The sequence below is a fragment of the Methylomonas lenta genome (genome assembly GCF_001644015.1).
In the GTDB taxonomy this organism is placed as follows: Bacteria; Pseudomonadota; Gammaproteobacteria; order Methylococcales; family Methylomonadaceae; genus Methylomonas; species Methylomonas lenta.
The window spans coordinates 1-26,836 of sequence record NZ_LUUI01000160.1; the positions used below are offsets into that span (position 1 = coordinate 1).

The following is a 26,836-nucleotide window of genomic DNA, read 5'->3' on the forward strand; positions in this document are numbered from 1 at the left end:
GCGCATGAAACAAGTTCGTCAGCTGTGGGTGCGAATTTATTCGCACTTTGCGGATAAATCCGCACCTACACAGGATTCTTGCATATGATATTCCATGCATATTCCTTAGTAATCTGAGCAGAAAAATCACGATGCTATTGAAAATACAGTTGTTGCGTTTCAGCGGGATATTCATGTGCCAGCATCAACGCCTGTTAGGTGTCAAAATTATATAAAGCATAGTTGATTAAAGAGCCAGTAGTATTAGTTTCCATTTCAGACGCCAGAAAAATGATGATCGGGGTATCAGTAATGTATCGCGACGATGTAATAACGCTGTTGTTGATCGCCAAGAGCGATCACCACTTCGTCATCTAGCATTTTTTTTAACAAGGCTCTGGCCATGGGCGAATCCAGGCTGATTAACCCGCCACTGGTATCAATTTCATCAGCTCCGACGATGCGATAGGTAATTTCCTTACCTGCCTCGTCTTCAAGCGTGACCCAGGCACCGAAAAAAACCTGATTCAGGTTGCCAGGTTTTTCTGAAACCACCGTTAAAGAAGGCAAGCGTTTTTGCAGATAATGAATGCGGCGGTCGATTTCGCGCAGTTCTTTTTTTCGGTAAATGTATTCAGCATTTTCCGAGCGATCACCTTCTGCTGCAGCCGCAGTGACAGCGGCGGTGACATGTTTGCGTCTCTCCCACAACTGGTTCATCTCGGTTTCCAGAGTTTTGTAGCCCTCCAGTGTGATATAGGGTGACGATTTAGGGCGGGGTGGTCTCCAGCGTGACATGCGCTTCCGGGATAAGGTTATAATGACAATTTAACTTCTATCAACAAGGCAATTATGCAAATCACTGATAAAACAGCTGTTTCGTTCCATTATACCTTAACCAATGACAGCGGCGAACAGCTGGACAGCTCGCGCGGCGAAGAGCCGTTGTTGTATCTGCATGGTGCAGGCAACATTATTTCTGGTTTAGAAGCGGCACTGGCTGGCAAGTCCGTTGGGGATAGTTTTAAGGTTACCATCCCACCAGTAGATGCCTATGGTGAATTAGCGCCGGATATGGTGCAGGTGGTTTCCAAAAAGATGTTTGATGGGATGGATTTGGAAATTGGCATGCAATTCCATGCCGATGTCAGCCACGGTTCCGGAGTGATTACCATCACCGAAATTAATGGCGATGATGTCACTGTCGATGGTAATCATCCATTGGCGGGCGAAACCTTGACTTTTGATGTTGAAGTCGTCGATGTCAGACCCGCTACCGATGACGAAATGGCGCATGGACATATTCATGGCACCGGTTGTGATCATCATTAACAGGCTCAGCGCTAGAGATATAAAGGGCGCTTTTTTTTCTGAATTGTTATTTTGAGTAGCGAAAGAATCTTGGCTTGAAATTAAATATTCAATACTAAGATATTTTTGTTGGGTCAAAATATAGCAAAACGAGTTTTTGTTAACGTGCAGAATCATCGCTGCTTTTTATATTGCTAGATGGACACAGCTGGAAACCTTGTTGTTCTGGCTGTGTTCAAATCCAGGGGGCATACGTGGACGAATCCAAAACTTTTTTTCAACGATTTCCGGCTTCACTACCGTTATCGCCGCTGAATATTCTATTGGCCATTGTGCTGTTGACTGGATTGAATATGTCGTTTTATACCATCCCAGCCGAATCGGAAGGAGTCGTGCTGCGCTTTGGTGAATATATCGATAAAGTGCCTTCGGGGTTACACGCAAAACTACCGTTTGGTATTGATGAAGTGATTGAAGTACCGACCCAGCGACAACAAAAGCTGGAATTCGGTTTCGCCACCGCCGGTTTTACCAATCCTGCTCAAACCGGCGACGATCCTGCTCTGGAAAAATCCATGGTCACAGGTGATTTGAACTCTGCTTTGGTAGAGTGGATCGTGCAGTATCGCATCACCGATCCGGAAAAATATTTGTTCGATGTGCGCGATCCAGGTATTTCTTTGCGAGATATCTCGGAAGCCGTAATGCGTGAAGTGGTCGGTGACCGAACCGTGGATGAAATCATTACCATCGGCCGGCAGGAAATCGAGGATTCTGTGTTAGCGCGCACCCGGGAGTTAGCTGATCGCTACAATCTGGGCGTCACCATCAATCAAGTACAACTGAAAAACGTCAATCCGCCGGTACCGGTGCAGTCATCTTTTAATGAAGTCAATCGGGCGCAACAGGACCGAGAAAACGTCATCAACATCGCTAACGGCGAATATAACAAAGCCGTACCACGGGCACGCGGCGAAGCCGATCAGAAAATCCGCGCTGCTGAAGGTTACCGCTTTAAACGCATCAACGAAGCCGAGGGTGATGTTGCCGCGTTTAACCAGGTTTTAGAGCAATATTTAAAAGCCCCGGAGGTAACCCGCACCCGTATTTATTTGGAAACCCTGGGTGATGTTTTGCCTCAGGCCAGACAGCAAATTATTGTTGACGACACTGTGCAACAGATTATGCCTATGTTGCCGCTCACTAACAAAATGTTGGAGACTGCGCCATGAAATTATCCATAAAAGCGGGATTATTGTTAGGCACAGTTGCTACGGTTTTAATGCTGTCAGCTTATACGGTGAATCAGGCGGAGCAAGTGATTATTACCCAATTCGGCAGGCCGATTGGCGATCCGGTTACTACGCCCGGTTTGCATTTTAAAATGCCGTTCGTGCAACAGGTCAATAGCTTTGATAAGCGTTATCTGGCTTGGGATGGACCGATGGTGGAAATGTCCACCAAGGATAAAACCTATGTGCAAGTGGATACTTTCGCCCGTTGGCGCATCACCGACCCTATGCGTTATTACTTGCGCTTGCGCGACGAACGTAGTGCTCAATCACGTCTGGAAGACATACTAGGCAGTGAAACCCGCACGGCGATTGCCCGCCATGAACTAATCGAAGTGGTGCGGACCGATAAAGATCGTAAGCCATTTGTCGATGAAACCCTGGGTGATTTGGCCGGTGAAGGCACACTGGGCGTGTTACGGCCAATCCGCGTCGGGCGAGTTGCCATCGAAAAACACGTTTTCGACGCCGCTGCACCCAAGCTGGAAGAATTTGGCATCGAGTTGCTGGACGTGCGTTTTAAACGTATCAATTACAACCAGCAAGTGCTGGAACGCATTTATCAACGCATGATCAGCGAACGCCTGCAGATTGCGCAAAGATTTAGATCGGAAGGCGAGGGTGAAGCGGCGCGCATCAAGGGTAACAAAGAGCGCGACCTCAACGAAATTGAATCTACTGCTTACAAACAGGTGCAGGAAATTCAAGGCCAGGCCGATGCCAAAGCCACCGAAATTTACGCCAAAGCCTATGCGCAAAATCCGGAGGCCATTAAGTTTTATAAATTTGTAAAAACCATGGAAACTTACCGTAAAGTCATCAATAACGATGCCAGTATTGTGTTGTCGACCAACAGCGAATTGTTTGGTTTGTTGAAGCGAGTACAAAAAGGGGAATAAGTAAATTTGCCTTGATGGAACCTTGGGGAATTCAAGTTAATCTGACGTTAAAAGATTTGATTTATCTTTGGTTCATCCATGGCAAAAATGTTTATTCAGTTTGTGTTGTTAAAAAGCCATTATTTACATGCCATTATTTTCCTACAAGGTAGTTAACAATCAAGGCTTGACCGAAGAAGGCACCCGGGAAGCTGTGGACGAGCAGGCTTTATTGCTGGAGTTGCAAAATCAGGGCTTGATTCCAATCCGTATCGAAATCGCCAAAGAAAAGGCTTTTCTGGGATTTAAGCTTAAATCAGCCTCGTTGCGATTGACGAATAAAGAAATCACTACCTTGACCGGAGAATTGGCGACTTTACTGGAGTCCGGTTTGCCACTGGACCGTTCGCTGTCTATTTTGCTGCAGCTGACTGAAGAAAATCCAAAATTAAGTAAGTTGGTGGCTAATGTGCTTGAAAAAGTTAAGGCCGGCAAGGCGTTGGCTGATGCGCTGGAAAGCCAAAGCGGAGTGTTTTCCAAGTTTTATTTGAATATGATACGAGCGGGTGAGATGGGCGGTAATTTGGGCGGTGTGCTGCAGCGTTTAGCCGATTACATGGAGCGCACCCAGGAACTGAAAGACATTGTTAGCACAGCGTTGATTTATCCGGCCATTTTATTAGTGATGTCTGTGGCTTCGTTGTTTGTGATGCTGACATTCGTGGTGCCGCAATTCAAGGAAATGTTTGATAGTGCCGGCCAGGCATTGCCGATTCCGACGCAAATCGTCATTGGCTTGGCAGATTTTTTACAAAGTTACTGGTGGCTTTTACTATTGCTGATACTGGGTAGTACACAGTTTATGAAATCGCAATTGTCTAATCCCATTACTAAAAAAGAATGGGATAGACGTTTTTTGCAACTGCCGTTGTTTGGCGATATTTTGATTAACATGGAAACGGCCAATTTTAGTCGTACCTTTGGCACTTTGCTTGGCAATGGGGTGTCGATTTTAAAATCGCTAGGTATTGTGCGGGAAACCGTTACCAATTCGGTGTTGGCGGATTTTCTGGCGGATGCGGAAGAGCAATTGAAACAAGGCCGTACGATGTCCGAGGCTATGAGTCGGCAAAATCTGTATCCCAAATTAGCGGTGCAAATGATTAAAATGGGTGAGGAAACCGGACGTCTGGAAGAAATGTTGTTAAGGATTGCTGTCATTTACGATAAGCAGCTTAAAACCACCATCCAACGCATGCTGGCCTTGTTGGAGCCTGCGTTAATTATTTCCTTAGGGCTTATGATAGCCGGTATCATTGTGTCTATTTTATTAGCTATTTTAAGTGTCAACGATCTTGCTGTTTAAAGGAGGAGCAAACATGCAACACAATCTTAGCCGCCTGCGCGGTTTTACTTTGCTGGAACTTTTGGTGGTTTTAGGGATTATCGCTTTGCTGGCCGGTATCGTCGGTCCACAGGTTATGAAGCACATGGGGGCTTCCAAAACCAAAGCGGCCAAAGTTCAAATTGAAGATTTGTCTGCAGCACTGGATATGTACAAACTCGATGAAGGCCGTTATCCCACCCAACAACAAGGCTTAAGTGCGCTGGTTATAAAACCTACCGATGCCAAGCGCTGGAATGGACCTTATCTGCGTAAAGAAAAAGTACCGCAAGATCCCTGGATGATCGATTATCACTATGTCTATCCTGGCCAGCACGGCAGTTTCGATGTATTTAGCTATGGCGCCGATGAAACTGAAGGTGGTGAAGGCGAAGATCAGGATATTAATAGCTGGGAATAAGCTGTCGTGCCAACCGCTGCAAAAGCTGCGCAAGGATTTACCCTGCTTGAGTTGATCATTGTTCTACTGATCAGCGTATTGGGCTTTGCAGTCATTGGCAGCAATATTTCCTCAGGTAATCAAACCACTCGCTTACAGGCCGCTGCCCGCGATATTGCTTCGGCTTTGCGCTATGCTCATGGTCAGGCCTTGATGAGTCGGCAACCCGTTAGTGTGGCGGTTAACTTGGCTGAAAACAGTTATCGCATCAGTAATCGTGACAAAATTTATCGTTTAGACGAACGTATCGGTATTTCTCTGATTGTCGCCGAAGAAGAATTTGCCGAGGGTCAAGAGGGGAGTATTAAGTTTTTTGGCGATGGTTCATCGACCGGTGGTCGTATCACACTGGAATGGGGTCCACAATTACGGCGGATTGATGTTAACTGGATGACGGGCGCGGTTGCCATTGCTGATGCGGCCGCCTAAAGGGTTTTCATTGCTGGAAATTCTGGTGGCTTTCTCCATTATGGCGGTGGCCTTGACTATCGTTTTGCGCATTTTTGGTTCCGGCGTGAATGCAGCTGTGGTTTCTGAAGATTACACAATCGCCGTGCAGATCGCAGAGTCTCTGATGGCCCGTACAGGTATTGAAACACCATTACAGGCAGGTGAAATCACAGGTTCGGAAGCAGATAAATATGACTGGCTGATTAGAATCAGCCCGGTTGCCGGGCCAGCCGAAACCATGCCCAGATTTAAATCGCAGCAGCAGGAGTCGTCTGAAACTAATTTGCAATTGATGTTGGTGACAGTGCGAGTTAGTTGGGGAGATGACCAGACAAAGCAGCGTTCGTTTGAGTTGACTAGTTTGCGATTATTTCGGGATGCACCGTTGTGAGGCTAAGCCGCTGCCATGGTTTTACTTTAATCGAAGTATTGATTGCCATGACACTATTAAGTGTCATGGTGGTGTTATTGTTTAGCAGCTTAAAAATTGCTGCGGAGAGTTGGAATGCCGGCGAAAACAAGATCGCCGAAGTAAATCAAAAAGCCGTGGTTTACCAGTTTTTTAAGCGCCATATCATGGCAATTCGGCCCTTACCCCTATTGAGTGATGAACAAGATTTTGCTATTGAAGCGCAGCAGGCCTTTCAGGGTTTTAGCCAAAGTCTGCGTTTTGTGTCGGCATTACCAGCCAGTTCGGCGCGTAAAGGTTTGCAAGTGTTTACCCTGACACTTGACCCGGCCAACAGCAAAAATCTGCTGGTAACCTTAATCCCGTATCGTCCTGAAGCCAGGCTAGAAATGGGAAAGCCGGAAGTGTTGCTAGAGAATATTGCCGAATTGAGGTTTTCTTATTTTGGTAAAACAGAGGATGTTGCAGAGCTGATGTGGCGAGATGAGTGGAGCATTGCCGACCGTCTGCCCAGCTTGATCAAAGTTTCGATTGAGCTTGATGATGGTAGTTACTGGCCTGAGATGGTGTTTGCTTTAAAAATCAGCCAAGCAGTCAGTCCGGAAACTGTTGATGAAGGCAGTGCTGATGGCGATATTCGTTAAACCGCCAATGCCTCAAAACAACCTAAGGCAACAGGGATTGGCTTTGGTGATTGTTATCTGGATTTTGACTTTGTTGACTCTGATGGCGGGTAGTTTTGCCATGAGCATGCGTCGAGATAGCAGTGTCAGTCTGGCGATCAAAAATAATGCGCAAGCCTTGGCGCTAGCCGAAAGCGGTATTATGCGGGCGGTATTTATGCTGAATCAAGCCGATCCTGATATGCGTTGGCAAGCTGATGGGACGGTTTATGAAATAGTCGCTGATGAAAGCAGGATTCGCCTGCGTATTTTTGCAGAATCCGGCAAAGTTGATATCAATGCCTCCAGTGAGGCTCAGATTGGTGCTTTGCTGAAATCGGTTTTACAGGATGACTGGCAACAGCAGCAGCTATTAAATGCACTTTTGGATTGGCGTGATGCAGACGATGATACGCGCACCCAAGGCGCTGAAAGAAGACAATATAAACAGACTGGCTTATTTTATAGCCCCAGCAATGCCGCATTTCAAAGCCTGGAAGAGTTACAATTAGTGCTGGGAATGAATGAAAGAATATTTAGCGCAATTCGGCCATTCATTACCGTCTATTCCGGTGAAACGGAAGTTAATCAACGTTTTGCCTCGCCTGAGATGTTGGCTGTTCTGGCTGAGGATTTAAAGGATCGCAATATTGAAGACGTTGCACTGCAAAAGCGTTTGCAAGCCGAAAATGATCTAATGAGTAATGAACATGATTCGGAACAGGCATTTATCAGCGAAAATCAAACTTATACTATTATTGCTGAAGCCATTGTACAGAACGAAGCCTCAGCTGGATTAGAAGTTGTGGTGAAAAGTCCGGGAAATGATGGTTTTACGCCATTTGAGATAATGGACTGGAAACAAAGTTTACAAGCTTTATCGTCATTCAATGATGAAATGGAATCCCCGATAATTACTATTCAAGATGAATTTAGATACGACGATAGATATTGATCTAAAGGGTTTTTTTAACTGGTGGGGTAGGGAATTGGTATTTTTGGTGCCAAAAGCCCTGCGACAACGCTTACGTGACCGGCATGGTTGCGTGATCCTTACTCCGGAAGTACATGGTTATGCTGCGGTTTTTTTTGATGATGATGGCAAAGTTGTTGTACGTCGACAGTTGGATTTAGCGACAAGTACTGGTTTTCAACAATTAAAAATTCAATATCCTGCCATAGAAAAAGCTGAAATTGTATTGCGGCTAACTGCAGATCAGGCCATACATAAACTGATTTATCTGCCAGCCGCAGCCCATGAAAATCTGCAGCAGGTGGTGGGTTTTGAGCTGGATCGTTACACCCCATTTTCTGTCGAGCAGGTTTATTTCAATGCGATCATGTTGGGCAAGACGGATCATAGTCAACTTGAAGTATTGCTGATTGCAGCACCAAAAGTCAGTTTGGATGAACAATTGCTTCAGGTTGCGGCTTTAGGGGTGCGACCTCACAAAATTGATTATCAGCAAGTATTAGAAGATTTTCCGCAGATAGGACATGCAGTCAACCTACTGCCGGATCGCTATCAACACCAGGGTAGTAAGCTAAGTCAGTCCATGCATTGGATTACCAGCGGTCTGTTGGTGCTGTTGACCCTATGGGTTTTGGTATGGCCAATTTGGATGCAAGGGCAAACCGTTGATAGCCTGAAAACCCGTATCCAACAATTGGAAAAACAAAACCGCATTGTTGATCAACAACAAACAGAACTGGATGCTTTACGCGTTGAAACACAAAAGTTGATTGATATTAAATATCAGTCGCCCGCCCTGCTAGCAGTATTAGGAGAGCTGAGTAATTTGTTAAATGACGATACTTGGCTCACTCACCTGCAATATTCCGATAAACGGATGCAAATCCAGGGTCAATCCCCGGCCGCTTCTGCTTTGATCAGCGTATTGGAACAATCTGAGTTTTTTAGCAATGTCAGTTTTGTTTCGCCATTGACGCAGGATAAAACCACCGGCCGCGAGCGCTTTCAAATTAGCCTGGATGTCAGTATGCCGGTCGATGTAGGCATTAATAATGAGTCGGATGCTGCTGTCGTGGAGCCATCCGATCAAAATAATGTAGATATGCAGAAAATGCTGGAGGAAAACAATAGCGAAGTCACTGAGGAGGTGAAGGGTGATTGAGCGCCGTTTTCAACGCTGGTTTGCCGTCGGCTTGCTGTTGCTGGTGGTGGCTGTTGTGCTATTTGCAGTGCTGCTACCACTGGTTAGCATGAGCTTGGCTTATCATGAAGAAAAAAACGATTTGCTGTTTCGTTTACACAGACAGCAGACTATTGCCGGCAGGGAAACTCAGGTGGCCGAAGGCTTGCTGCTGATCAAGCAACAATTTGAAACGCAGAATTATTTTAGTACCAGTAGTACGGAAGCATTAGTATCCGCCGAGTTACAAAACATCGTTAAAACGGCGGTATCGGATGCCGGTGGGCAACTGACAAGTACTCAGGGTTTACCGGGTAAAATGAATGATGGATTTTTTCGGGTTGCTGTAAAAGTGCGAATGACGGGTACCATGGATACTATGGTGAGCGTTTTGCATAGCATCGAGACGGCAGTACCCATATTGGTCGTGGATCAATTAGATATTAATCCAGTGCGAGGTGTGCGTAATCGGACCACTCACAAAGTTGAGCCTAGCGGGCAGCTTAATATCAGCTTTCAGGTAGTGAGTTTCATGCGGAGCCAGGTGCCATGAAAGGTCGGTTTTTTTCATGGCAAATGCTGACTTCTAGTGGGCTGGGGGTGATTTTGCTTTTTGAGTGGGGTTATAGCGATTACAGTCGTAATCAACTACAGTCTATTATGGATAAGAAAATTCAAGCTGATTATCAGGCAGATGAACTGCCGCAGCTGAGTTTGTCTAAACAAAGCGCAGAGAGTTTTATTAATATCGTTGAGAGACCTTTGTTCATTGAAGGGCGAAAACCCTTGCCAGAAATTGTAGAGACCAGTTCCGAAGCCTCTACTAATGATCAGCTGGATGATTGGTCATTGATTGGTATTTATACCAAAAACAAGCGGCAGGTAGCTCTTTTTCGTAAACAAAATGAAGCTAGAAAGTTTTTAAAACTGAATGAAGACCAAACTATATCCGGATGGCAATTGAAGCAGATACAAGCCGATCGAGTCGTTTTGCAACAAGGCGGTCAGGAAAAGTCCGTCATGCTTCGAAATCCCAGATTGCCTTCTAAAACGCCTCCGCCACCCAAAAAACCGGCAGCACCCAGACAACCCGCAGCACCTGTTGCACCAATTAATAACCCATCTTCTGAGAATGAAAACAATGATAGTTAAATCCAGCAAACCATTGCAAATATTGGCGCTGGCCTTGATGACGGTAGGCTGTGAATTTATCAGCCCGCAACTGCATGACAAAATACCGCTGCCTCAAGCTAAACCATTACCAGAAGATTTGGGAATACCTCTTGAGCCTGAAGTTGACACTAAAACCACCAAGGTTGAAATTTTTCCTAGCGATGAATCCAGTATAAATAATCGAATAAGGCCTACAACTGCAAAAACCAGCGGCGGAAAAGGTGAATATAGTTTAAATTTTGATGATGCAGATCTGGGCGAAGTAGCCAAAGTTATCTTAAGCGATATTCTGGGTAAAAATTACACGCTTAGCCCACAGGTCAGCGGCAAGGTAACTTTGCAGACCACGCAACCATTAAGCAAGGATGATTTGATTCCGACCCTGGAAATGCTATTGAGCGTCAACAATGCGGCTTTGGTGGTCGAATCCGGCTTATATGTCATCAAACCTTCCAACGAAGCGATGTACAGCAGCACATTTAAATCATTCGGTAGTTCGAGTATGCCTTCAGGTTATCAGACGCGAGTGATTCCGGTTAGGAATGTTGCTGCCGGTGAAATTGCTGAAATACTTAAACCCATGTTGCCGGAAAAATCACAATTATCAGTGGATGCAAATCGCAATATTTTGCTGGCGTCAGGCTCTGCTGGCGAATTGAACCGCATCCAGGACTTTATCAATACCTTTGATGTTGATGTGTTAAAAGGGCGCTCGTTTGCCTTGTTTACCCCGGCACATGTGGATGCCTCAAAAATCATTGAAGAGTTGGAGCCGATTTTTAATCGGGTTGCGGAAGGCGATAAAACCGATAAAAATAGTTTTTTCCGCTTTATCGAAATCGAAAGACTGAATGCCATACTGGCAATTACTCATAACCCCAGATATCTAAACGACATAGAAAGTTGGGTGTTGAGACTGGATCGTACTCGGAATGATATCAGTGGTGGTGTGAATGTTTATCGCGCTCAGAATGTTAGCGCAGTGGAATTGGCCAATACCCTGAGCAATATTTTCGGTACTAGCTCCATGAGCAACTCACGCTCGGCTTCAATAGCCTCCGGTCGCCGCTCGATGTCGGTTAGTAATAGTAGCAGCAATAGCAGTAACAGTAGCAGCAACAGTGGCAGTAGTAGTGGTTCATCCGGTTCCAGCACTGGAACTTCCGGGACAGGTGGCATGAACAGCACATTGAGTAACCGTAATCAGCAAACGGGTGGTTCAAACTCGATTAACAGTAATACTTTTGGTAGCGGCGGTGTAAACAATAATTCCGAAATGGCCAAAGTAAAAATCATTCCCGACGAGGGTAATAATGCTTTAGTTATCGTTGCCGATTCTGAAGAATATACCAAAATTCTACATGTCATCAAACAGTTAGACGTACTGCCTTTACAAGTTTTAATTGATGCGACGATAGTCGAGGTGACTCTTAAGGATGAATTACAATATGGCATCCAGTGGTTTTTTAGCCACAATAATGGTGGAGCTAATGAAATATCGGGCGGTGATGGCGGTATTAGTATGAAAGAAATTGGCAAGGGCATCATGACAGGTGGCTTAACTTATGCCTTTGCCAGTGATTCAGGCGATATAAAAGCTTTATTAAGTGCTAACGCGTCTAAAAATAATATCAACGTTATTTCTTCTCCTTCTCTGATGGTTTTAAATAATCAGGAAGCTTCGATCAAAGTGGGTGATTCTGTGCCTATTCGTACCTCGGAATCGACCAATACAAATACTGTGAATAACGTTGATCCTAATGCGGGTGTGGTTGTAACTAGCGGCATTCAAATGGTCGATACCGGGATCAATTTATCCATTAGACCACGGGTTAATTCTGGCGGGTTGGTATTAATGGATATTTTACAAACCGTTAATCAAGCAACTCAGACTACAGCCCTTACCGGCGGTAGTAATATTGACTCCCCAACCATTCAAAAACGCGAGGTAGAAAGCAGCGTTGTGATACAAAGTGGCGAAACCATTGTTTTGGGTGGATTAATAAGGGAAGAAAATACAAATAATAAAAACGGTGTGCCGATACTGTATGACATTCCCTACATAGGGCCTTTGTTCGGCGGCACCACGCGGAATAAAAACAAGAGCGAATTGGTCGTTCTGATAACGCCTCGTGTGGTGAATACGCGGCAGGATGCACAATTAATTACTGATGAATTCAGACGCAAGCTGTCAAGTATTTATGAGATACCGCCGACACCTTCTAATGCGCCTGTTTATTAAGGATTTTGGCCAGGCGTCAGGATAGTATTTTGGGGTGGTTGGCTGTTGTCTAGGTCAGGATGATCTTTGGTAAAGTGTAGCCCCCGACTTTCCTTGCGATGTTGGGCGCTGCGAATGATCAGTTCAGCGACAATCACCAAATTACGCAATTCAAGTAAATCACTGGTGACACGAAATTGACCGTAATATTCGCTGATTTCTTCTTTTAAAAGGACTAAGCGATTCATGGCGCGATCTAAACGCTTGCTAGTGCGGACGATGCCAACGTAGTCCCACATAAAGCGCCTCAGTTCGTCCCAGTTATGCGCGATCACAACTTCTTCGTCTGAGTCGCTGACTTGCGACTCATCCCATGCCGGGATTGCAGGCGGTTCCGGCAGGTTAGCAAATTGACGGCGAATATCTTGATTGGCCTGCTCCGCAAATACCAAACATTCCAATAATGAGTTGCTGGCCATGCGATTGGCGCCGTGCAAACCGGTACAGGCTACTTCACCAATGGCATACAAGCCGGGAATATCGGTTCTGGCGTTGCGATCGGTCAATACGCCACCGCAGGTATAATGCGCAGCAGGGACCACTGGAATCGGTTGCTGGCTAATGTCTATATCCAGTTCCAAACATTGTGAGTAAATGGTGGGGAAATGTTTTTGAATGAATTCACGGGGTTTATGGCTAATATCCAAATAAACACAGTCAATGCCGAGTTTTTTGATTTCACTGTCGATAGCTCTAGCCACGATGTCGCGCGGGGCCAATTCCATCCGCTCATCATAGCGCCGCATAAAACGTTCACCATCCGGTAGAATCAAATGACCACCCTCGCCACGGACAGCCTCGCTGATTAAAAACGATTGTGCAGAAGGGTGATAGAGGCAAGTTGGGTGGAACTGCATGAATTCCATGTTACTGACTCTGCAGCCGGCACGCCAGGCTAACGCAATGCCGTCACCACTGGAAGTATGCGGGTTAGTGGAATATAAATATACTTTGTTTGCGCCACCGGTAGCCAGCACTACAATTTTAGCGGTAATGGTTTTGATGCAGTCGGCTTTATTGTCCAGCACATAGGCACCGCAGATATGCTGGGTAGATAAGCCCAGTTTTTCGGCAGTGATGAGTTCCACTACGTTGTGGTGTTCCAGTAAGTCTATATTAGGGTGTTGCTGGGCGCGCTCGATAAGTGACAGCGATACCGCTTTGCCGGTCGCATCATCGGTATGTACAATGCGACGATGAGAGTGACCGCCTTCACGGTTGAGGTGTAGTTCTTTAATGCCGTTTTTGGTTTTTCGTTCGGTAAAATTTACCCCCTGAGTGCGTAACCATTCGATGCTATTGCGCCCTTGGGAGACCGTAAGCTGTACAATGTCCGGATCGCAAAGACCAGCACCAGCAATCAGCGTGTCATCAATGTGTGATTCTATAGAATCATATTGATCGTCAAAAACGGCCGAAATACCGCCTTGAGCATAATAAGTACTGCATTCAGTCAGAGCGAATTTAGATAGTACCGCAACGCGATAACTGTCAGCCAGGTGCAGCGCTAGACTAAGGCCGGCGCCACCACTACCGGCGATTAGTACGTCATAATTATTTAGGGTATGTGCAGTCAATGTTTTACAAGTACAAAGATTAAAGTTTTGTTACAGTTTTGAAAAATAATAACGTGTTTTAGCTATTGGGTAATTTTTTTTGTATTGCCAGAACTAATGCGGTTTAATTCTGTCTATTTTATCGACAATATAACGTAGTGAACGAATCAACAAAGGTTGCAGAAGATTTAGATCATAATTTGGTGCAAAGAGTCCAACAAGGTGATAAGGCTGCTTTTGATCTTTTGGTTATCAAGTATCAACATAAGATTGTGCATCTGGTAAATCGATATGTTAAAGATCCCAGTGAAGCACAAGATGTGGCGCAAGATACCTTTATCAAAGCCTACAAAGCCTTGGCTGATTTCCGCGGCGAGAGTGCTTTTTATACTTGGCTTTATCGAATTGCGATTAACACTGCCAAAAATTATTTGTTATCGCGTTCCAGACGGCACACTGCTTATGAAGTGGATATGCAGGATGCCGAACAAACCGAAAACGCACCACAGCTTAAAGACATAGAAACGCCAGAGCATCAATTGATGAATGACCAAATTATCAATGTGATCAAATTGGCTATTGAAAACCTACCGGAGGAAATGCGCATCGCTATCACTTTAAGGGAATTTGAAGGTATGAGTTATGAAGAAATTGCCGAAGCCATGGATTGCCCGATTGGTACTGTTCGTTCCCGCATTTTCAGAGCCCGCGAGGCTATTGATGAAAAATTGACCCCATTGCTCGGTTAAAGGTATTCCCATGCAAGCACAACAAAATGAAAAACTGTCATTATTAGTTGACGACGAACTTGACGCTGTTCAAGAATTGTCTTTGTTAAAGACTGTCCAACAAGATTTAGAACTGCAGGCTAAATTGCGACGTTACGCGTTGATTAGTCAGGCCATGAAGACGGAACAATGCTCGGTAGCCAGCCCGGATTTTGCTGCTAAGATTCATCAGCAGTTAAAACAAGAACCCATTTATTTTTTACCGCGCAAGAAAAACGATAAGGTTTTTCACAAAGCTGCGTTAGCGGTTGCCGCTTCGGTGGTTTTAGCCGTCGTCTGGGTATCTGCCAGTAAATGGCAAAAACAGACTCTTCCTTTTGCAGGTGTCAACCAGATAGCACAACGTTCAGTTCAAGCCGATCAGATGAACGCCCATTTCAAAGAATATCTTCAAGCCCATGATAAAGTCTGGCACGTTAACAATGATACCGGTGTGCAATCTTATGCACGACTGGCTAGCTATCAAAAAAAATAAGCTTGCTGATGCGATTTTTACTCTTTTATTTGCTTTTTATATCCAGTACATTTGCTAGCGAAGGTCAAAATTTAACTGGTTCGCAGTGGTTGAGAAATGTCAGTGATGCCATGAAAACCCTTAGTTATCATGGCACTGTTGTGTTCATGAAAAACGGCCAGATCGATACTATGAAATATCAACATTCGGTTGAAAAGGGTATAGAGACAGAGCGACTGATATCGCTTAATACGCCGTTACGTGAAATCACCCGTAATTCTGGGGAAATTAGTTGCTTATATAAAGAAACCAGTCAAAAAGTCGAATCCGATCATCCTGTTGATCGATCCTTTATCGTAAATTTACCTTTGCACGCGGAGCAAATTTCCGAGCAATATCTTTTAGCGGTTGCAGGGCAAGAAATGATTGCCATGAGGCCAGCGCAAATTATTGCGATTTTGCCTAAAGACAATTTGCGTTATGCCCGAAAACTCTGGGTCGACACTGCCACATCACTGCCGCTAAAAGTTGAAGTGTATGGTTTGGATGGTAATGTCCTGGAACAGGTTTTATTTACCGAGCTTGCCATCGATGACAACGGCACTTCATCACAAGCCCAACAAAATGTGCTCAGCCAGCATCTGCATGAATTCAAAGTGGAAACCTTTGGAAATTCAGCTTATCAATTAGAAAGTTTACCAGCCGGATTTGAAAAAATATTTTTCATCCGCACATCTATGCAGCAATCAAATAAACAGGTTGATCATTTACTGATTAGTGATGGTTTTTCCAATATTTCCATCTATTTTGAAGCCAAAGGTAACAACAAGGGTATCGAAGGTCAGCGATCATTGGGGCCTGTGAACTCCTATAGTCGAGTAATGGGTGATGTACAAATCACTGTAATGGGTGAGGTTCCTATGGAAACCATCCAATTAGTCGCTAACAAGGTTGATGTGCGATAGCTTTAAATTCTTTAATAATCATTTTTACATCGTAAGACTGGAGAACAAATGTTCAAAAATTTTGTAAATAGCATCTGGTTTTTTTTGCTATTGACTACCGCAGCCTATGCTCAACTGCCTGATTTTACCGAAATGGTTAAAAACAACGGCGATGCGGTTGTCAATATTAGTACTACGCAAAATGCGCCAGATACAACTCAGCTGGACTCTGAGCAGCAGATGCCGCAGGATGTACCGCCTGAACTGGAAGACTTTTTTCGCCGATACTTTCAAGGACCGGAAGGGCGTGGTTATGTGCCACGAGAAACCAATTCATTGGGTTCCGGGTTTGTTATTTCCAAAGATGGCTACATTTTGACGAATCATCACGTGGTCAATAATGCTTCGGAAATCATTGTCAAACTTAAAGACAGGCGTGAACTGGTTGCAAAATTAGTAGGTTCCGATGAAAGCACCGATGTAGCTTTGATTAAAGTCGAGGCAAATGATTTGCCGGTGGTGACTATTGGTTCACCGGAACAATTACAAGTTGGTGAATGGGTTTTGGCGATAGGCACGCCTTTTGGTTTTGAACAATCCGTCACTGCCGGTATTGTTAGCGCAAAAGGCAGAAGTTTGCCGGATGGTAACTATGTGCCTTTTATCCAGACTGACGTAGCCATTAATCCCGGTAATTCAGGTGGGCCTTTGTTTAATATGCATGGCCAGGTCGTAGGCATCAACTCGCAAATTTATAGCCGCTCAGGTGGGTATATGGGCTTATCTTTTGCAATTCCGATTGATGTGGCGATGAATGTCGCGGAGCAAATAAAAACTAAAGGCAAAGTTTCACGCGGTTGGTTGGGCGTACAAATTCAGGATGTAACCCGTCAGTTGGCAGAGTCTTTTGGTATGGATAGGCCGCATGGGGCATTGGTTGCAAAAGTCATTCCTGGTGGCCCTGCCGAAAAAGCAGGTATTCAGATAGGTGACATCATTGTTGACTTTAATGGACATGTGATCGAAACCTCAGGTGAGTTACCACCTCTCGTCGGTATGTTTGGGGTTAACGAAAACGCCAGTATTAAAATTATTCGGCAGGGAGATAAAGAAGATCTAAATGTTAAAATCGGTCTGCTGCCTCCGCAAGCTAGTAATAACTTAGCACCCAGCGCAGCGCCCGAATTTGCCGTTAACCGTTTAAATTTGGCGGTATCCGATTTAACTGAGGAGCAGCGTCAGCAATTACAAGTGGAAAAAAACGGCGTCCTGGTGCAAAAAGTCAATAAAGGTATTGCCATGGATGCAGGTATTCAGCCAGGTGATGTGATTTTACGCGTCCAAAATTCACCCATAAAAAATGCAGCGGATTTTAATAAAATAATTGCAAACTTACCGTTAAAAAAATCGATAGCCATGTTGATTCAACGCAATGGTAGTCCGGTATTTATAGCCTTTAAAATCGATAAATAAGATCAATACTGCCTAAAGTCGTATTCATCCTATTCAAATAAAAACCGTTGTCGATCACTCGGCAACGGTTTTTTTGTGTCTTAAAGAGTGTAATAGTCACTAAAGTCAGATATTTACCCAGACATGTTTTTCAAATAATTCCGCGTGAAACAAAGTGGGGATTTGTTGGTTGCAGATTGATTGGCTTTGCAGAAAGCGTCTCTGGATGACTGTAATTCAACCGAACGGATTCCTCCTGTTCAGTTAATCATGGAGCTGGAAGGGAGCCTGTGCATTACTTAACTTCCATTCAGTATCCTAAACGTGGGCATGAATATCTCTAATAATGCTGCTCATCATGCCCAATTTAATCTGCACCATCAATTTTAATATCAGAGCTGTTTAAGAGATGTTAAGGCGGATTTTGTTGCAGATAGTCATAGGGAGTACAATAAGTTTCAAATTTACCGAAAAAAATGTGAGCTGCGTCACATTTAACTTGTGCTTTAAATTAAAATGAGCACTATCATTCGTATAAAGACTTTAAATATGTTCGCTTGCAATTTTAATTAAGCGATTTTTCCGTGCCGTCACGCTTAATCAACCCACGACAAGACAATGACTAGACTGATCCTGAAAATTTCCCTGTTTCCGCTTGCCTTACTGTTGTTAAATGCTTGCAGTAGCACCGCCCCGGTAGTCAAACAAGACAAAGCTAGCGTTTTGAAGCAACCCTTTGAAGTGAACAAGAGTTTTACCCCTGCAACCTATTCGGGTGTTTTTCCTAAGCCTGCCCCGTTGGAGCCTGCGGTGGATTTTTGGCGCAAAACCTATGCTGTTTGGCAGCGTTCGCAAGTGGCCTATCATGACAATCGTTATATGGATGTGGTCTATGAGGTGATTACTTTGCCGGGTAACGTTGGTGAAGGTCTGACTAGCGAACAAAAACAAATCATGAGTGCGCGTTGCGACTTTTGGAAAGCGCAGATTTCGAGCTTAGAAAGCAAGCTGCGATACAACGCAGCTTTAAACGCCAATGATCGACAAATAATTGCCAAACTTGAAAGCACGGGCAGACCTTTGAATACTATATTGTCCGGTGCCAGTGAGCGTGTACGAGCGCAACGCGGTACCCGGGAGCGGTTTAAACGTGGGTTGGAAATCAGTGGTCGTTATAACCTGCAATTTCGAAGAATCTTTCGAAATGCCGGCTTACCTGAGGAATTGGCTTATTTGCCGCATGTGGAGTCTTCCTTTCAGCCAGCAGCGCGCTCATCTGCCGGTGCTGTTGGCATGTGGCAGTTCACCAAAGGAGCTGCTCAAACATTCATGCCAGGCAAGAATCAAGTCGATCTGCGCTTGGACCCCTTCGCGTCAGCTAATGGCGCTGCCAATTATTTGACCTACGCCTACAAAAAATTAGGTGATTGGCCCACTGCGTTGACATCCTACAATCATGGTATTGGTGGTATGAAACGGGCGCAAAACCATATGGGGCCTGATTTTGTTCGCATTGTCGATCAATACGATGGCCCAGCATTCGGTTTTGCTTCACGGAATTATTATGCCCAGTTTTTGGCCGCACGTGAAATCGCCAACAATCCAGATCCCTTCTTTCCTGAGGGTATTCGGTACGAAGATGCCATTAATTCAGGGCAATATCTGGCCGCGGATTAATTTGCCGATATGACTGGATTTTTGTAAAAGCCGTGCTTAAGCGGCTTTTCAGGAAGACTCCATTTTGTAACCATAACCGCGCACTGTTTTGAGTAGTTTCAGTTCGTGATCATCATCAATTTTGCGGCGTAACTGGCGGATGTAAACGTCCACCACATTGGTTAAGGGGTCGGCGCTATAGCCCCAGACCTGTTCCAGAATCCGGGTGCGGCTGAGTACCTTATCCGGCATGCGCATAAAGCATTCCAACAAGGCAAATTCTTTCGGTGTCAGGTCGATAATGGTTGTGCCGCGCTTAACCTCGTGAGTATCGACATTCAAAGTCAAATCGGCAATTTGCAATTCCTTTAAATCCAGTTTGACTTCGCTGCTGCGCCGCCGCACTAAAACCTCGATGCGTGCCAGCAATTCTTCAAATGCAAACGGTTTCGTCATGTAATCATCGGCACCTGAGCGCAAGCCGGTTACTTTGTCTTGTACGGTATCGCGGGCTGTCAGCATCAGGATAGGTGTATCGATGCCTTTTTGACGTAAGCGCTCACATACTTCGCGGCCGTTTATATCTGGCAAGCCCAAATCAAGAATAATGGCCTGGAACTGGCTTTCAGCGGCGATAGCAATAGCGTCCAGACCACAGCGGGCAACATCTATTGCATAACCTTCGGTTTTCAGTCCGCGTTCGACAAAATCTACAATGCGTTTGTCGTCTTCCACCAGCAAAATGCGCAAAAAACCAGCGTCGCTGGAATTGTTGGGTTTAAGTTGTTGCTCACTCATAGGAAACATGATCCTCGTTTGCAGAAATTAGGGGAAGACTGATTGTAAATGTAGAGCCAGTATTCTCTGTGCTACTTACGTTAATAAGTCCACCGTGTGCTTTCAAAATCGATCTGGCCAGCGGTAAGCCCAGGCCGGAGCCATCGTCTTGCAATAAGCGGGCATTTTGGCTGCGAAAATGCCGGTCAAAAATCTGTTCAAGATCTTGACTGGGTATGCCAATACCCTGGTCTGCCAGACTGATATGCACGTATTCTGCCTCTAGCCACGAAGTAATACGGATATGTCCGCCTGGTTTTGAATAGCGGCATGCATTATCGCCCAAAATGAACAATACCTGCCTTAATCGTTGTTTATCCCCCTTGACCCAAATCGATTGTTCAAGGCCAGTAAACGATAGGCTGATGTTGTTAACTTCAGCCATGACTTTAAAATCTTCTACACTGCTGCCTATCAGTTCGGTCAAATTCAATTCGTCCCATTCAAATTGTAAATTAGCCGTTTCAGCGCGAGCCAGAAATAGTAAATCGTTGACATATTTTCCTAATTGCATAGAAAGATCAACAATGCGGTGTAAAGTGTCTTTGTACTCCTCGGCATCGCGATTGGGTCCGCGCAAGGTGACTTCGGCCTCGCCGCGAATGACGGTCATAGGTGTACGCAACTCATGGCTGATATCGGCTAAAAACTCGCGTCTTTCGGTATCCATGTGTTTGAGTTCTTGGTTTAATTGATGCAGCTCAAAAGTACGTTCTTCTACGCGATACTCCAGTTCTGCTTGATTTTGTCGTAGCTTTTCTTGCTGTACACCTAATTCGAGCGCCATTTCGTTGAAGTGGCTGGCTAGATAGGCGAATTCGTCGCCAGAATTTAAGGAAATCCGGTAGCTCAGATTGCCTGAGGCAATTTCATCTGTACCTTGCATTAAGGCTTCTATAGGTTTTTTGAGCCGACCTAACATAAAAATGCCGGCTGTCAGACTGAAAATGGCAGCCACAACCGATGCGAATATAGCGGCCAAGCGTGACTGCCTAACCAGATTTTCCAGTTCTTGTTTGGCTTGTGCAGCTTTTTTACGCTCATTATGAATAGCATCATCGATCAGAGGCTGAAATTTGACATCAATTTCCTCATCGGAAAACTTGGATAAAGCCAGTAAAGCTAAGTCACGTTTGCCCTGTTTATATAAGTGTTCAACTTCATTAAAGCGATATTCACTGGCATCCAGAAAGGCCGTCAGATTGGCAACACGCTCCAATTCGGCGGATTTATCTTGATCTTGCCGATCGGTCGGATTAGTCGGCTGTTTAATTGCTTGATCTCTGAGGGCTTGCATAGCCTCCAGCAAACGTTGTTTGGATGTCTCCAACTCGGTTTCCGCGTTTGAGCCGCCGGTAATCAAGCGATCCATCTGCTGTTTGAAGTAACGATAGGCTTCCTGAGACAGGCGTTCATAATGGTCAAAAGCCTTATAAGCGCTCTGGCTACGTTGGAAATGACCAGCAACCTGCTCAGAACCCCAGTACATGCCAGCACCCAACAACAACACAAAGCTAAAGGAAACAGCAATTACCAGTGCTAGTCGAAAACGAAACATAGTGATTAATTGCCGTCTATGCTCTCGTCCATTTGTTTTTCAATCGAGCGAATGGCTTCGAGTTTTTCTCGCAGTAAATTGGTTTCGTTATGTTTAGGTTCGGGGGGGTCTTTTGTTTCAACTACGGCTTTAGATTTTTTAGGTTTTTGTAAGACTACCCGTTGTTTTTTCTCAAGGTTATGCATGCGTATCAAAGTCTGAGTATCAATTGCAATCAATCTTTGCATGCGCTCGTCAGCAGTGTAGCTAGGGCTGAGTGACTTTACACCTTCCAGAATCTTAGTGATATCTCCACAGGCATCTGACAATAAACGGCCGACCATTAGATGCAATTGTACGCCCTCCGAATAAGAGACTTTTTGAGTGCTCTGGAGGGATTTACACAAATCCGCTCTGGCGGTCTCTGACATTGCGGCCATACTGGCACCAAAGGCAAGCAGGTCATCGATACCGGATTGGGCGTATGGGTCGTTATAAGGCGTCGTAGCTATGTTCGGGGTTGAGTTAAACTCGGCGCAACCGGAAAGTATGAAAACTAAAATGATTGATGCACATAAACGCATGTTTAGAGTGGGGAGCATAAACATTCCTAATACTTAATCTTCAATATCCAGCGGTATTTGTACCCTGACTCGGGCCCCTTGCTGATCCTGTCTAGGGTCGATAAATTCGACCTTGCCTTGATGATAGCTAACATATTCCTGAACCATAGCCAGTCCTAAGCCAGGACTTGGGTTGGGTGCTTCAGTTGGGCTAGGAGAACTGCCACGATAAAAGGGTTCGAAAACGTGGCTACGCTCTTCAGAGTCTAAACCAGGGCCATCGTCTTCGATTTCTAATTCCATTTGGTCTCCTGCCTCACGCAACATAAGGCGTATTTCGCCTACGGCGGGTGAGAATTTAATGGCGTTGGAGAGTAATTGTTCAAGCAGGCCGCGTAGTTGCTCTGGAAAACCTTGCATATTAATGGGCTTGATCAGTTTTTTAAGGCTAATTGATTTGGCTGCTAGTGCATCGTGAAAATCATCTATTACCGATTCCAACAGCGCTTGCATGTCCACCTGTTGTTTTTGATCCAGAACTGGTGCGGCGTGTAGTTGGCTGTATTTTGATAGCTGTTCTGAAATGGTTTTCAATTTCTCGATACTGAGGTTCATTTCTTTAGCAATATCCGGCGTAGGGCTTTTAAGCCCTGATGCTGAAGCATTGAACAACCATTCATTGTTATTTTGAAGCGCAAGCAAAGGTTGTTCAATTTCGCGGGCCAGGTTTTGCATCAATTGTTGCTTCGATGTCTCCAAGGCTTTTAAATGTGTGCGTAGCCATTCCAGGCGCTCGCCAAGATAACGCAAATCCGCAGGTCCAGTGACCTCGATAGGTTCTTGCAATTCCCCAGATCCCAGGCGACGAATCGAGCTATCAAGTTGCCGGAATGATCGTGATAATACGGTCAACAAAGCCAGCACGAACAGGCAAGAAATCAATAATAAAATAGCGCCTTTGATCAGTAGTCCTTGTTCCAGCGATTCCGACAATTGGCGCAATTCGTTAAAGGTGTGCTCAACATGATCTTCGAATTCTTTCGATAGTGTATTTGACGATTCGCGAAAGCCCAGAAAAGCTTCGTCGATAGGTAATTCGAAGGCGTTATCAATTTCAGAGCCTATGATTTGTTGATAAATGAGGTTTTCCTTTTCGGAAAGTTCATTTACCAGCAAGGCGATTTTGTTGTCAACATGCAGCTTTAATAAGTCGCTTAGAGCCTGTTTAAAAGAGGTTCTGACTAATTCATAGGATTCTCGCTCATAAGGTTGCCGCAGCGCCGGGTCTGATAACAAAACAAACAGTCGCGCTTTACGTTCAATATCTGAGGCTTTTTGCAAAACCAGATGTATGGTTTTGGTTTGTTCGAACACTTGAGAATTAATGGTTCTACCCAGTGCAGACGTCTCTTGTAGTCCATAGGCGGCATACATCACGCCTAAAAAAAGTGGAATTATGGCAGTTGAAAAACCTAAGACAATCAAAGATTTTAATGATAAAAGATTTTTGAATTTCATCCGCAGGCAATATGTTAATAACCCCTCCATAGTAACGACAAATCCTGTTTTTGTGAAAATAAAACTCAAAAGCCTGCAATGAAGGAATAAGTTTGACTTTTGGTGCTGATTGGTTTTGGAATCAGCGTCTTATGCAGAAAATTTCAGGTTCCAATTATGTGCTTTCCAAGCATTTTCCAGGTTTGGTTTTTATATCGCTATGATACGCTTAATCTCTCACCGCTTTTCAGCGGGCGATAGAAAACGATGAGGCGCAGGTTTTTCATCAGGGCTTTGGCGATTGGCTGGCAAAATTTAAGTTTGAACTTGATCCGGCTATCAACGTGTAGGTGCAGTATCTCAAGGTTTAATGTTAAAGCAGGGGAGAGTGCTGAGCAACCTGCGGGTAATTAACCACTACTAACATAACGCCCTGGGCAAGAGAGTATTACGTTATTACCTGACGGCCACTGGTTGGAAATTACCAATAGTGGCAAGGCAAATGGGGCCAAAGCTTTCGATGCCTTGTTATTGAAAATTCAGGCGCCTGTCGGTGATTGGGTGAGTTTTCTGTTTGCTTAATTATTGAAAAAGTCTATAGTGAAAAATCACTTCATTCTGACACAGGAGGCTATCATGGCTAACAGTGGAATTGATCAAGATGCCGTCATCAAAGTTCTGAATAATATTCTGGAAGCTGAGCTGGCCGGCGTTGTTCGCTACACGCATTACGCACTAATGGTATTTGGCTATAATCGTATTCCCATTGTGTCGTGGATGCGGGCACAAGCCAACGAATCCTTGTTACATGCCAATCAGGCGGGCGAAATGATCACCCATCTGTGCGGTCATCCTTCCTTGGGCATAGGTCCGCTGCTGGAAACCCATCGCCACGACATAGGCGATATTCTGCGGGAATCCTTGGAACATGAAACCCAAGCCTTGGCCGAATACCATCGCTTGCTCGATCTTGTGGATGGCCGTAGCGTCCTGCTGGAAGAATATGCTAGACGCATGTGCGCTTTGGAGGAAACTCATGTGGGCGATGTGCGGAAGATGCTGTTGAAGCCGGGCGAGTAAAACTCGGCACTAAAATGGCGACAGACGAATCTGATGAACAATCTAAGGTTTGATTTCCATACCAAGACCGATGCGTTGGACGTTAGTTAGGTGCCGGTGCCTAAACATTGGCGAATCGTCAAACCTTGTGTAGCGTTGGCCAACGCCGAAGCAGCGCAAAAAGCGATAGACAGTGAATTGGGCGAGTACTTCCCGTTAGTGAGTTGGCAAACCGGTTATGGTACCCATGGCACAATCAATGATGCTGATCACTGCGCTGGTTGTCCGCATCGCGAAGTCGGCCTTAAAGCATCGTAGCAGCCTCCGCGAGGCAGCGGGTTGATGACTACCGAACGCTTCGATACGATAGTCCGACCCGAACAAATTATCTCGACCAGATAACACAATAGGTTTTTATCACCACAGACTCAGGAAAACATCATGCACGTCAGTTACGAACAAGCAGAAATGGCAATTGCCGCAGCAATAGCAGAATCGAAAAAACTGGGTACCCAAATGTGTATTGCCGTGGTTGATTCCGGGGCCGATTTGAAAGCCTTTACCCGCATGAATGGTGCCTGGGTAGGCAGTATCGATATCGCCATCAAAAAAGCTAAAACCGCGGTTTTTTTTGGTATGAATACTGGGCAAATCGGACAATTATCGCAACCCGGCGGGCCGTTGTTTGGCATCGAACATTCCAATCAGGGCCTGATTACTTTTCCCGGCGGCGTGCCGATTGTTGATCAAGACGGGGTTTTGATTGGCGCTATTGGTGTTAGCGGTAGTTCGGTGGAGAACGATCATCAGGTGGCCAAGGCCGCTGTTGCTGTCATTGGCCTATCCGATTTACCGTCTCATCCCTGGCGCACCTAGCTGGATTGTGGATAACGATATTTAGGTTTTACCCATACAGGAGAAAAGATAATGACTATGCAAAATTCCCCTGATGACATGCAGCAGTCAGTTTGCCTGGTCTGTGGATACAACATGATAGGACAGATGCCGGATGTTTGCCCGTTTTGCGGGGCAACGCACGATCAATTCATGCCCTGGGATGCAGCCGAACAAACCTATCGCGTTACCAGTCATCCCATAAATGATTACGTTAGCCAGTTGCTTTCGGTGCCCAAATTGGGGCTGGAGCATGCAGCGTATCGAGTCGAAACTGAAACAGCGGCGGTGTGGATAGATTCGCCGTCAGCATTCAATCGTGATTTGCCACCTGTGCAAACCATTTTGTTTACCCACCACCATTTTTTAGGGGCGTCCAACCAATACCGACGCCTTTGGTATGCTGACGTTTGGTTGCATGAGTTGGATGCCAGACATCGGCTGGTGGCATTGTTTGATATAGACAGTCGCTTTAGCGATGACTTTAACCTGCATGGCATACAGTCTTATCATGTCGGCGGTCACACGCCGGGGTTTAGCTTTTATATTTATCGAGATGTTTTGTTCATCTGCGATTATGTGTTTCTAACCGATACCGGCATGCAATTTAATCCATTCGGCCCTGAGCAGGAAACCCTAAAACAGGCACGACGGATATTAGAAATTGTCAAAGATCTGCCACTCAAAACAGTCTGCGGCTATAACTACGTCGCGCAATTTGCCGACTGGTTGCCGGGATTCGAACGGCTGGTATTAAATAAGTGAATGCGCTATGTCATCAACTGTCGAAAAACCGCCTGAAGACAATAAGCTGATTGTTTATTACGACGGCGCTTGCCCTAAATGCATACGCGACCGAAAAACCTACGAAAAACTCTCGGCGTCATCAGCGGATCAAGTGTGCTGGTTCGACATTACCGGCCAGGATCTGCCATTACGGGAACTGGGCATCGATCCGCAAAAAGCCTTATCCGAATTACATGTCCGCCAGCCAAATGGCCAGATCGTTTCGGAACTGGATGCCTATATCTTATTAATGAACAAAGTGCCGTTGTTAAAGCCCGTCGCCTGGTTGATCGGTCTGCCGTTGATCAGGCCCTTATTGGCCAGATTGTATCATTGGCAGGTAAACCGCCGGTTACGCCGGAGGGAGGTGTAAAACGCTTG

The 26,836-nt window shown here is 45.2% G+C and carries 29 protein-coding genes; 23 read left to right on the forward strand and 6 right to left on the reverse strand.

Going from position 1 to position 26,836, the window contains the following annotated elements:
• Positions 1 to 285 precede the first annotated feature (285 nt).
• Positions 286 to 777, reverse strand: a complete 492-nt coding sequence (gene greB, locus A1359_RS19920) for a transcription elongation factor GreB (RefSeq protein ID WP_066987641.1) — start codon at positions 775 to 777, stop codon at positions 286 to 288.
• Between the two features lie 54 nt (positions 778 to 831).
• Here greB and A1359_RS19925 point away from each other — a divergent pair, with 54 nt between their 5' ends.
• From A1359_RS19925 to gspD, 13 genes are all read left to right on the forward strand, one after another.
• Positions 832 to 1,311, forward strand: a complete 480-nt coding sequence (locus A1359_RS19925) for an FKBP-type peptidyl-prolyl cis-trans isomerase (protein WP_066987643.1) — start codon at positions 832 to 834, stop codon at positions 1,309 to 1,311.
• Positions 1,312 to 1,544: 233 nt separating this feature from the next.
• On the forward strand, positions 1,545 to 2,522 hold the full coding sequence (gene hflK, locus A1359_RS19930) for an FtsH protease activity modulator HflK (protein ID WP_066987645.1): 978 nt from the start codon (positions 1,545 to 1,547) through the stop codon (positions 2,520 to 2,522).
• Entirely contained in the window at positions 2,519 to 3,481 is a 963-nt protein-coding gene (gene hflC / locus A1359_RS19935; RefSeq protein ID WP_066987647.1) for a protease modulator HflC, read from the forward strand. Before hflK ends, hflC begins: the two co-directional genes overlap by 4 nt.
• Positions 3,482 to 3,608: 127 nt before the next feature.
• The gene (locus tag A1359_RS19940; protein WP_066987649.1) at positions 3,609 to 4,826 is read left to right on the forward strand and encodes a type II secretion system F family protein; all 1,218 of its coding nucleotides are present in this window, start codon (positions 3,609 to 3,611) and stop codon (positions 4,824 to 4,826) included.
• Positions 4,827 to 4,839: 13 nt separating this feature from the next.
• A complete protein-coding gene (gene gspG, locus A1359_RS19945) occupies positions 4,840 to 5,265 on the forward strand; it encodes a type II secretion system major pseudopilin GspG (protein WP_066987651.1) in 426 nt (141 codons plus the stop codon).
• A gap of 6 nt (positions 5,266 to 5,271) precedes the next feature.
• Entirely contained in the window at positions 5,272 to 5,733 is a 462-nt protein-coding gene (locus A1359_RS19950; RefSeq protein ID WP_066987653.1) for a GspH/FimT family pseudopilin, read from the forward strand.
• Positions 5,720 to 6,145 (forward strand): type IV pilus modification PilV family protein, encoded by a 426-nt coding sequence (locus A1359_RS19955; RefSeq protein ID WP_066987655.1) that lies wholly within the window; start codon positions 5,720 to 5,722, stop codon positions 6,143 to 6,145. Before A1359_RS19950 ends, A1359_RS19955 begins: the two co-directional genes overlap by 14 nt.
• Positions 6,142 to 6,807: a prepilin-type N-terminal cleavage/methylation domain-containing protein gene (locus tag A1359_RS19960; RefSeq protein WP_232322402.1), complete on the forward strand. Its 666-nt coding sequence runs from the start codon at positions 6,142 to 6,144 to the stop codon at positions 6,805 to 6,807. Before A1359_RS19955 ends, A1359_RS19960 begins: the two co-directional genes overlap by 4 nt.
• The gene (locus A1359_RS19965) at positions 6,776 to 7,780 is read left to right on the forward strand and encodes a type II secretion system minor pseudopilin (protein ID WP_066987657.1); all 1,005 of its coding nucleotides are present in this window, start codon (positions 6,776 to 6,778) and stop codon (positions 7,778 to 7,780) included. Before A1359_RS19960 ends, A1359_RS19965 begins: the two co-directional genes overlap by 32 nt.
• Positions 7,752 to 8,960 (forward strand): PilN domain-containing protein, encoded by a 1,209-nt coding sequence (locus A1359_RS19970; protein ID WP_066987658.1) that lies wholly within the window; start codon positions 7,752 to 7,754, stop codon positions 8,958 to 8,960. The genes A1359_RS19965 and A1359_RS19970 overlap by 29 nt, the downstream gene beginning before the upstream one ends.
• Positions 8,953 to 9,531, forward strand: coding sequence for a type II secretion system protein GspM (gene gspM, locus A1359_RS19975; protein ID WP_066987660.1), 579 nt, complete (start codon positions 8,953 to 8,955; stop codon positions 9,529 to 9,531). Before A1359_RS19970 ends, gspM begins: the two co-directional genes overlap by 8 nt.
• A 107-nt stretch (positions 9,532 to 9,638) precedes the next feature.
• Positions 9,639 to 10,130: a hypothetical protein gene (locus tag A1359_RS19980; RefSeq protein WP_157200611.1), complete on the forward strand. Its 492-nt coding sequence runs from the start codon at positions 9,639 to 9,641 to the stop codon at positions 10,128 to 10,130.
• Positions 10,120 to 12,393 carry a type II secretion system secretin GspD gene (gspD, locus tag A1359_RS19985; protein WP_066987664.1) on the forward strand — a complete coding sequence of 758 codons (2,274 nt, stop codon included), beginning with the start codon at positions 10,120 to 10,122 and terminating at the stop codon, positions 12,391 to 12,393. Before A1359_RS19980 ends, gspD begins: the two co-directional genes overlap by 11 nt.
• Here the strand turns inward: gspD and nadB are convergent.
• Entirely contained in the window at positions 12,390 to 14,009 is a 1,620-nt protein-coding gene (gene nadB, locus A1359_RS19990; protein ID WP_066987666.1) for an L-aspartate oxidase, read from the reverse strand. The two genes, gspD and nadB, sit on opposite strands and share 4 nt — an antisense overlap.
• 137 nt (positions 14,010 to 14,146) lie before the next feature.
• On the opposite strand from nadB, the gene rpoE reads away from it, so the two are divergent.
• The 5 genes from rpoE to A1359_RS20015 all read left to right on the forward strand — a co-directional run bounded on the left by rpoE (position 14,147) and on the right by A1359_RS20015 (position 19,303).
• Positions 14,147 to 14,737 carry an RNA polymerase sigma factor RpoE gene (gene rpoE / locus A1359_RS19995; RefSeq protein WP_066987668.1) on the forward strand — a complete coding sequence of 197 codons (591 nt, stop codon included), beginning with the start codon at positions 14,147 to 14,149 and terminating at the stop codon, positions 14,735 to 14,737.
• A 10-nt stretch (positions 14,738 to 14,747) separates the two neighbouring features.
• Positions 14,748 to 15,251 (forward strand): sigma-E factor negative regulatory protein, encoded by a 504-nt coding sequence (locus tag A1359_RS20000; RefSeq protein WP_066987669.1) that lies wholly within the window; start codon positions 14,748 to 14,750, stop codon positions 15,249 to 15,251.
• Between the two features lie 110 nt (positions 15,252 to 15,361).
• Positions 15,362 to 16,195, forward strand: coding sequence for a MucB/RseB C-terminal domain-containing protein (locus tag A1359_RS20005; protein ID WP_232322409.1), 834 nt, complete (start codon positions 15,362 to 15,364; stop codon positions 16,193 to 16,195).
• A 48-nt stretch (positions 16,196 to 16,243) separates the two neighbouring features.
• Positions 16,244 to 17,647 (forward strand): DegQ family serine endoprotease, encoded by a 1,404-nt coding sequence (locus A1359_RS20010; RefSeq protein ID WP_066987674.1) that lies wholly within the window; start codon positions 16,244 to 16,246, stop codon positions 17,645 to 17,647.
• Between the two features lie 597 nt (positions 17,648 to 18,244).
• Positions 18,245 to 19,303, forward strand: a complete 1,059-nt coding sequence (locus A1359_RS20015) for a lytic transglycosylase domain-containing protein (protein WP_083960739.1) — start codon at positions 18,245 to 18,247, stop codon at positions 19,301 to 19,303.
• 48 nt (positions 19,304 to 19,351) lie between these two features.
• Here the strand turns inward: A1359_RS20015 and A1359_RS20020 are convergent, their stop codons facing one another.
• Genes A1359_RS20020 through A1359_RS20035 form a run of 4 tightly spaced genes read right to left on the reverse strand, consistent with a single transcriptional unit; the run spans position 19,352 to position 23,737 of the window.
• Positions 19,352 to 20,080: a response regulator transcription factor gene (locus A1359_RS20020; protein ID WP_232322411.1), complete on the reverse strand. Its 729-nt coding sequence runs from the start codon at positions 20,078 to 20,080 to the stop codon at positions 19,352 to 19,354.
• Entirely contained in the window at positions 20,073 to 21,677 is a 1,605-nt protein-coding gene (locus A1359_RS20025; protein ID WP_066987676.1) for a sensor histidine kinase, read from the reverse strand. The genes A1359_RS20020 and A1359_RS20025 overlap by 8 nt, the downstream gene beginning before the upstream one ends.
• A gap of 5 nt (positions 21,678 to 21,682) precedes the next feature.
• Entirely contained in the window at positions 21,683 to 22,258 is a 576-nt protein-coding gene (locus A1359_RS20030) for a hypothetical protein (protein ID WP_066987678.1), read from the reverse strand.
• Positions 22,259 to 22,273: 15 nt separating this feature from the next.
• Positions 22,274 to 23,737: a sensor histidine kinase gene (locus tag A1359_RS20035; protein WP_066987680.1), complete on the reverse strand. Its 1,464-nt coding sequence runs from the start codon at positions 23,735 to 23,737 to the stop codon at positions 22,274 to 22,276.
• Between the two features lie 615 nt (positions 23,738 to 24,352).
• Here A1359_RS20035 and A1359_RS20040 point away from each other — a divergent pair.
• The 5 genes from A1359_RS20040 to A1359_RS20060 all read left to right on the forward strand — a co-directional run bounded on the left by A1359_RS20040 (position 24,353) and on the right by A1359_RS20060 (position 26,828).
• On the forward strand, positions 24,353 to 24,796 hold the full coding sequence (locus tag A1359_RS20040; protein WP_066987682.1) for a ferritin-like domain-containing protein: 444 nt from the start codon (positions 24,353 to 24,355) through the stop codon (positions 24,794 to 24,796).
• A gap of 96 nt (positions 24,797 to 24,892) precedes the next feature.
• Positions 24,893 to 25,093: a hypothetical protein gene (locus A1359_RS20045; protein WP_157200612.1), complete on the forward strand. Its 201-nt coding sequence runs from the start codon at positions 24,893 to 24,895 to the stop codon at positions 25,091 to 25,093.
• A gap of 123 nt (positions 25,094 to 25,216) precedes the next feature.
• A complete protein-coding gene (locus A1359_RS20050; RefSeq protein ID WP_066987686.1) occupies positions 25,217 to 25,651 on the forward strand; it encodes a GlcG/HbpS family heme-binding protein in 435 nt (144 codons plus the stop codon).
• Positions 25,652 to 25,702: 51 nt separating this feature from the next.
• Entirely contained in the window at positions 25,703 to 26,434 is a 732-nt protein-coding gene (locus A1359_RS20055) for an MBL fold metallo-hydrolase (RefSeq protein WP_232322412.1), read from the forward strand.
• A 7-nt stretch (positions 26,435 to 26,441) separates the two neighbouring features.
• Entirely contained in the window at positions 26,442 to 26,828 is a 387-nt protein-coding gene (locus A1359_RS20060) for a thiol-disulfide oxidoreductase DCC family protein (RefSeq protein ID WP_066987688.1), read from the forward strand.
• Positions 26,829 to 26,836: the final 8 nt, after the last annotated feature.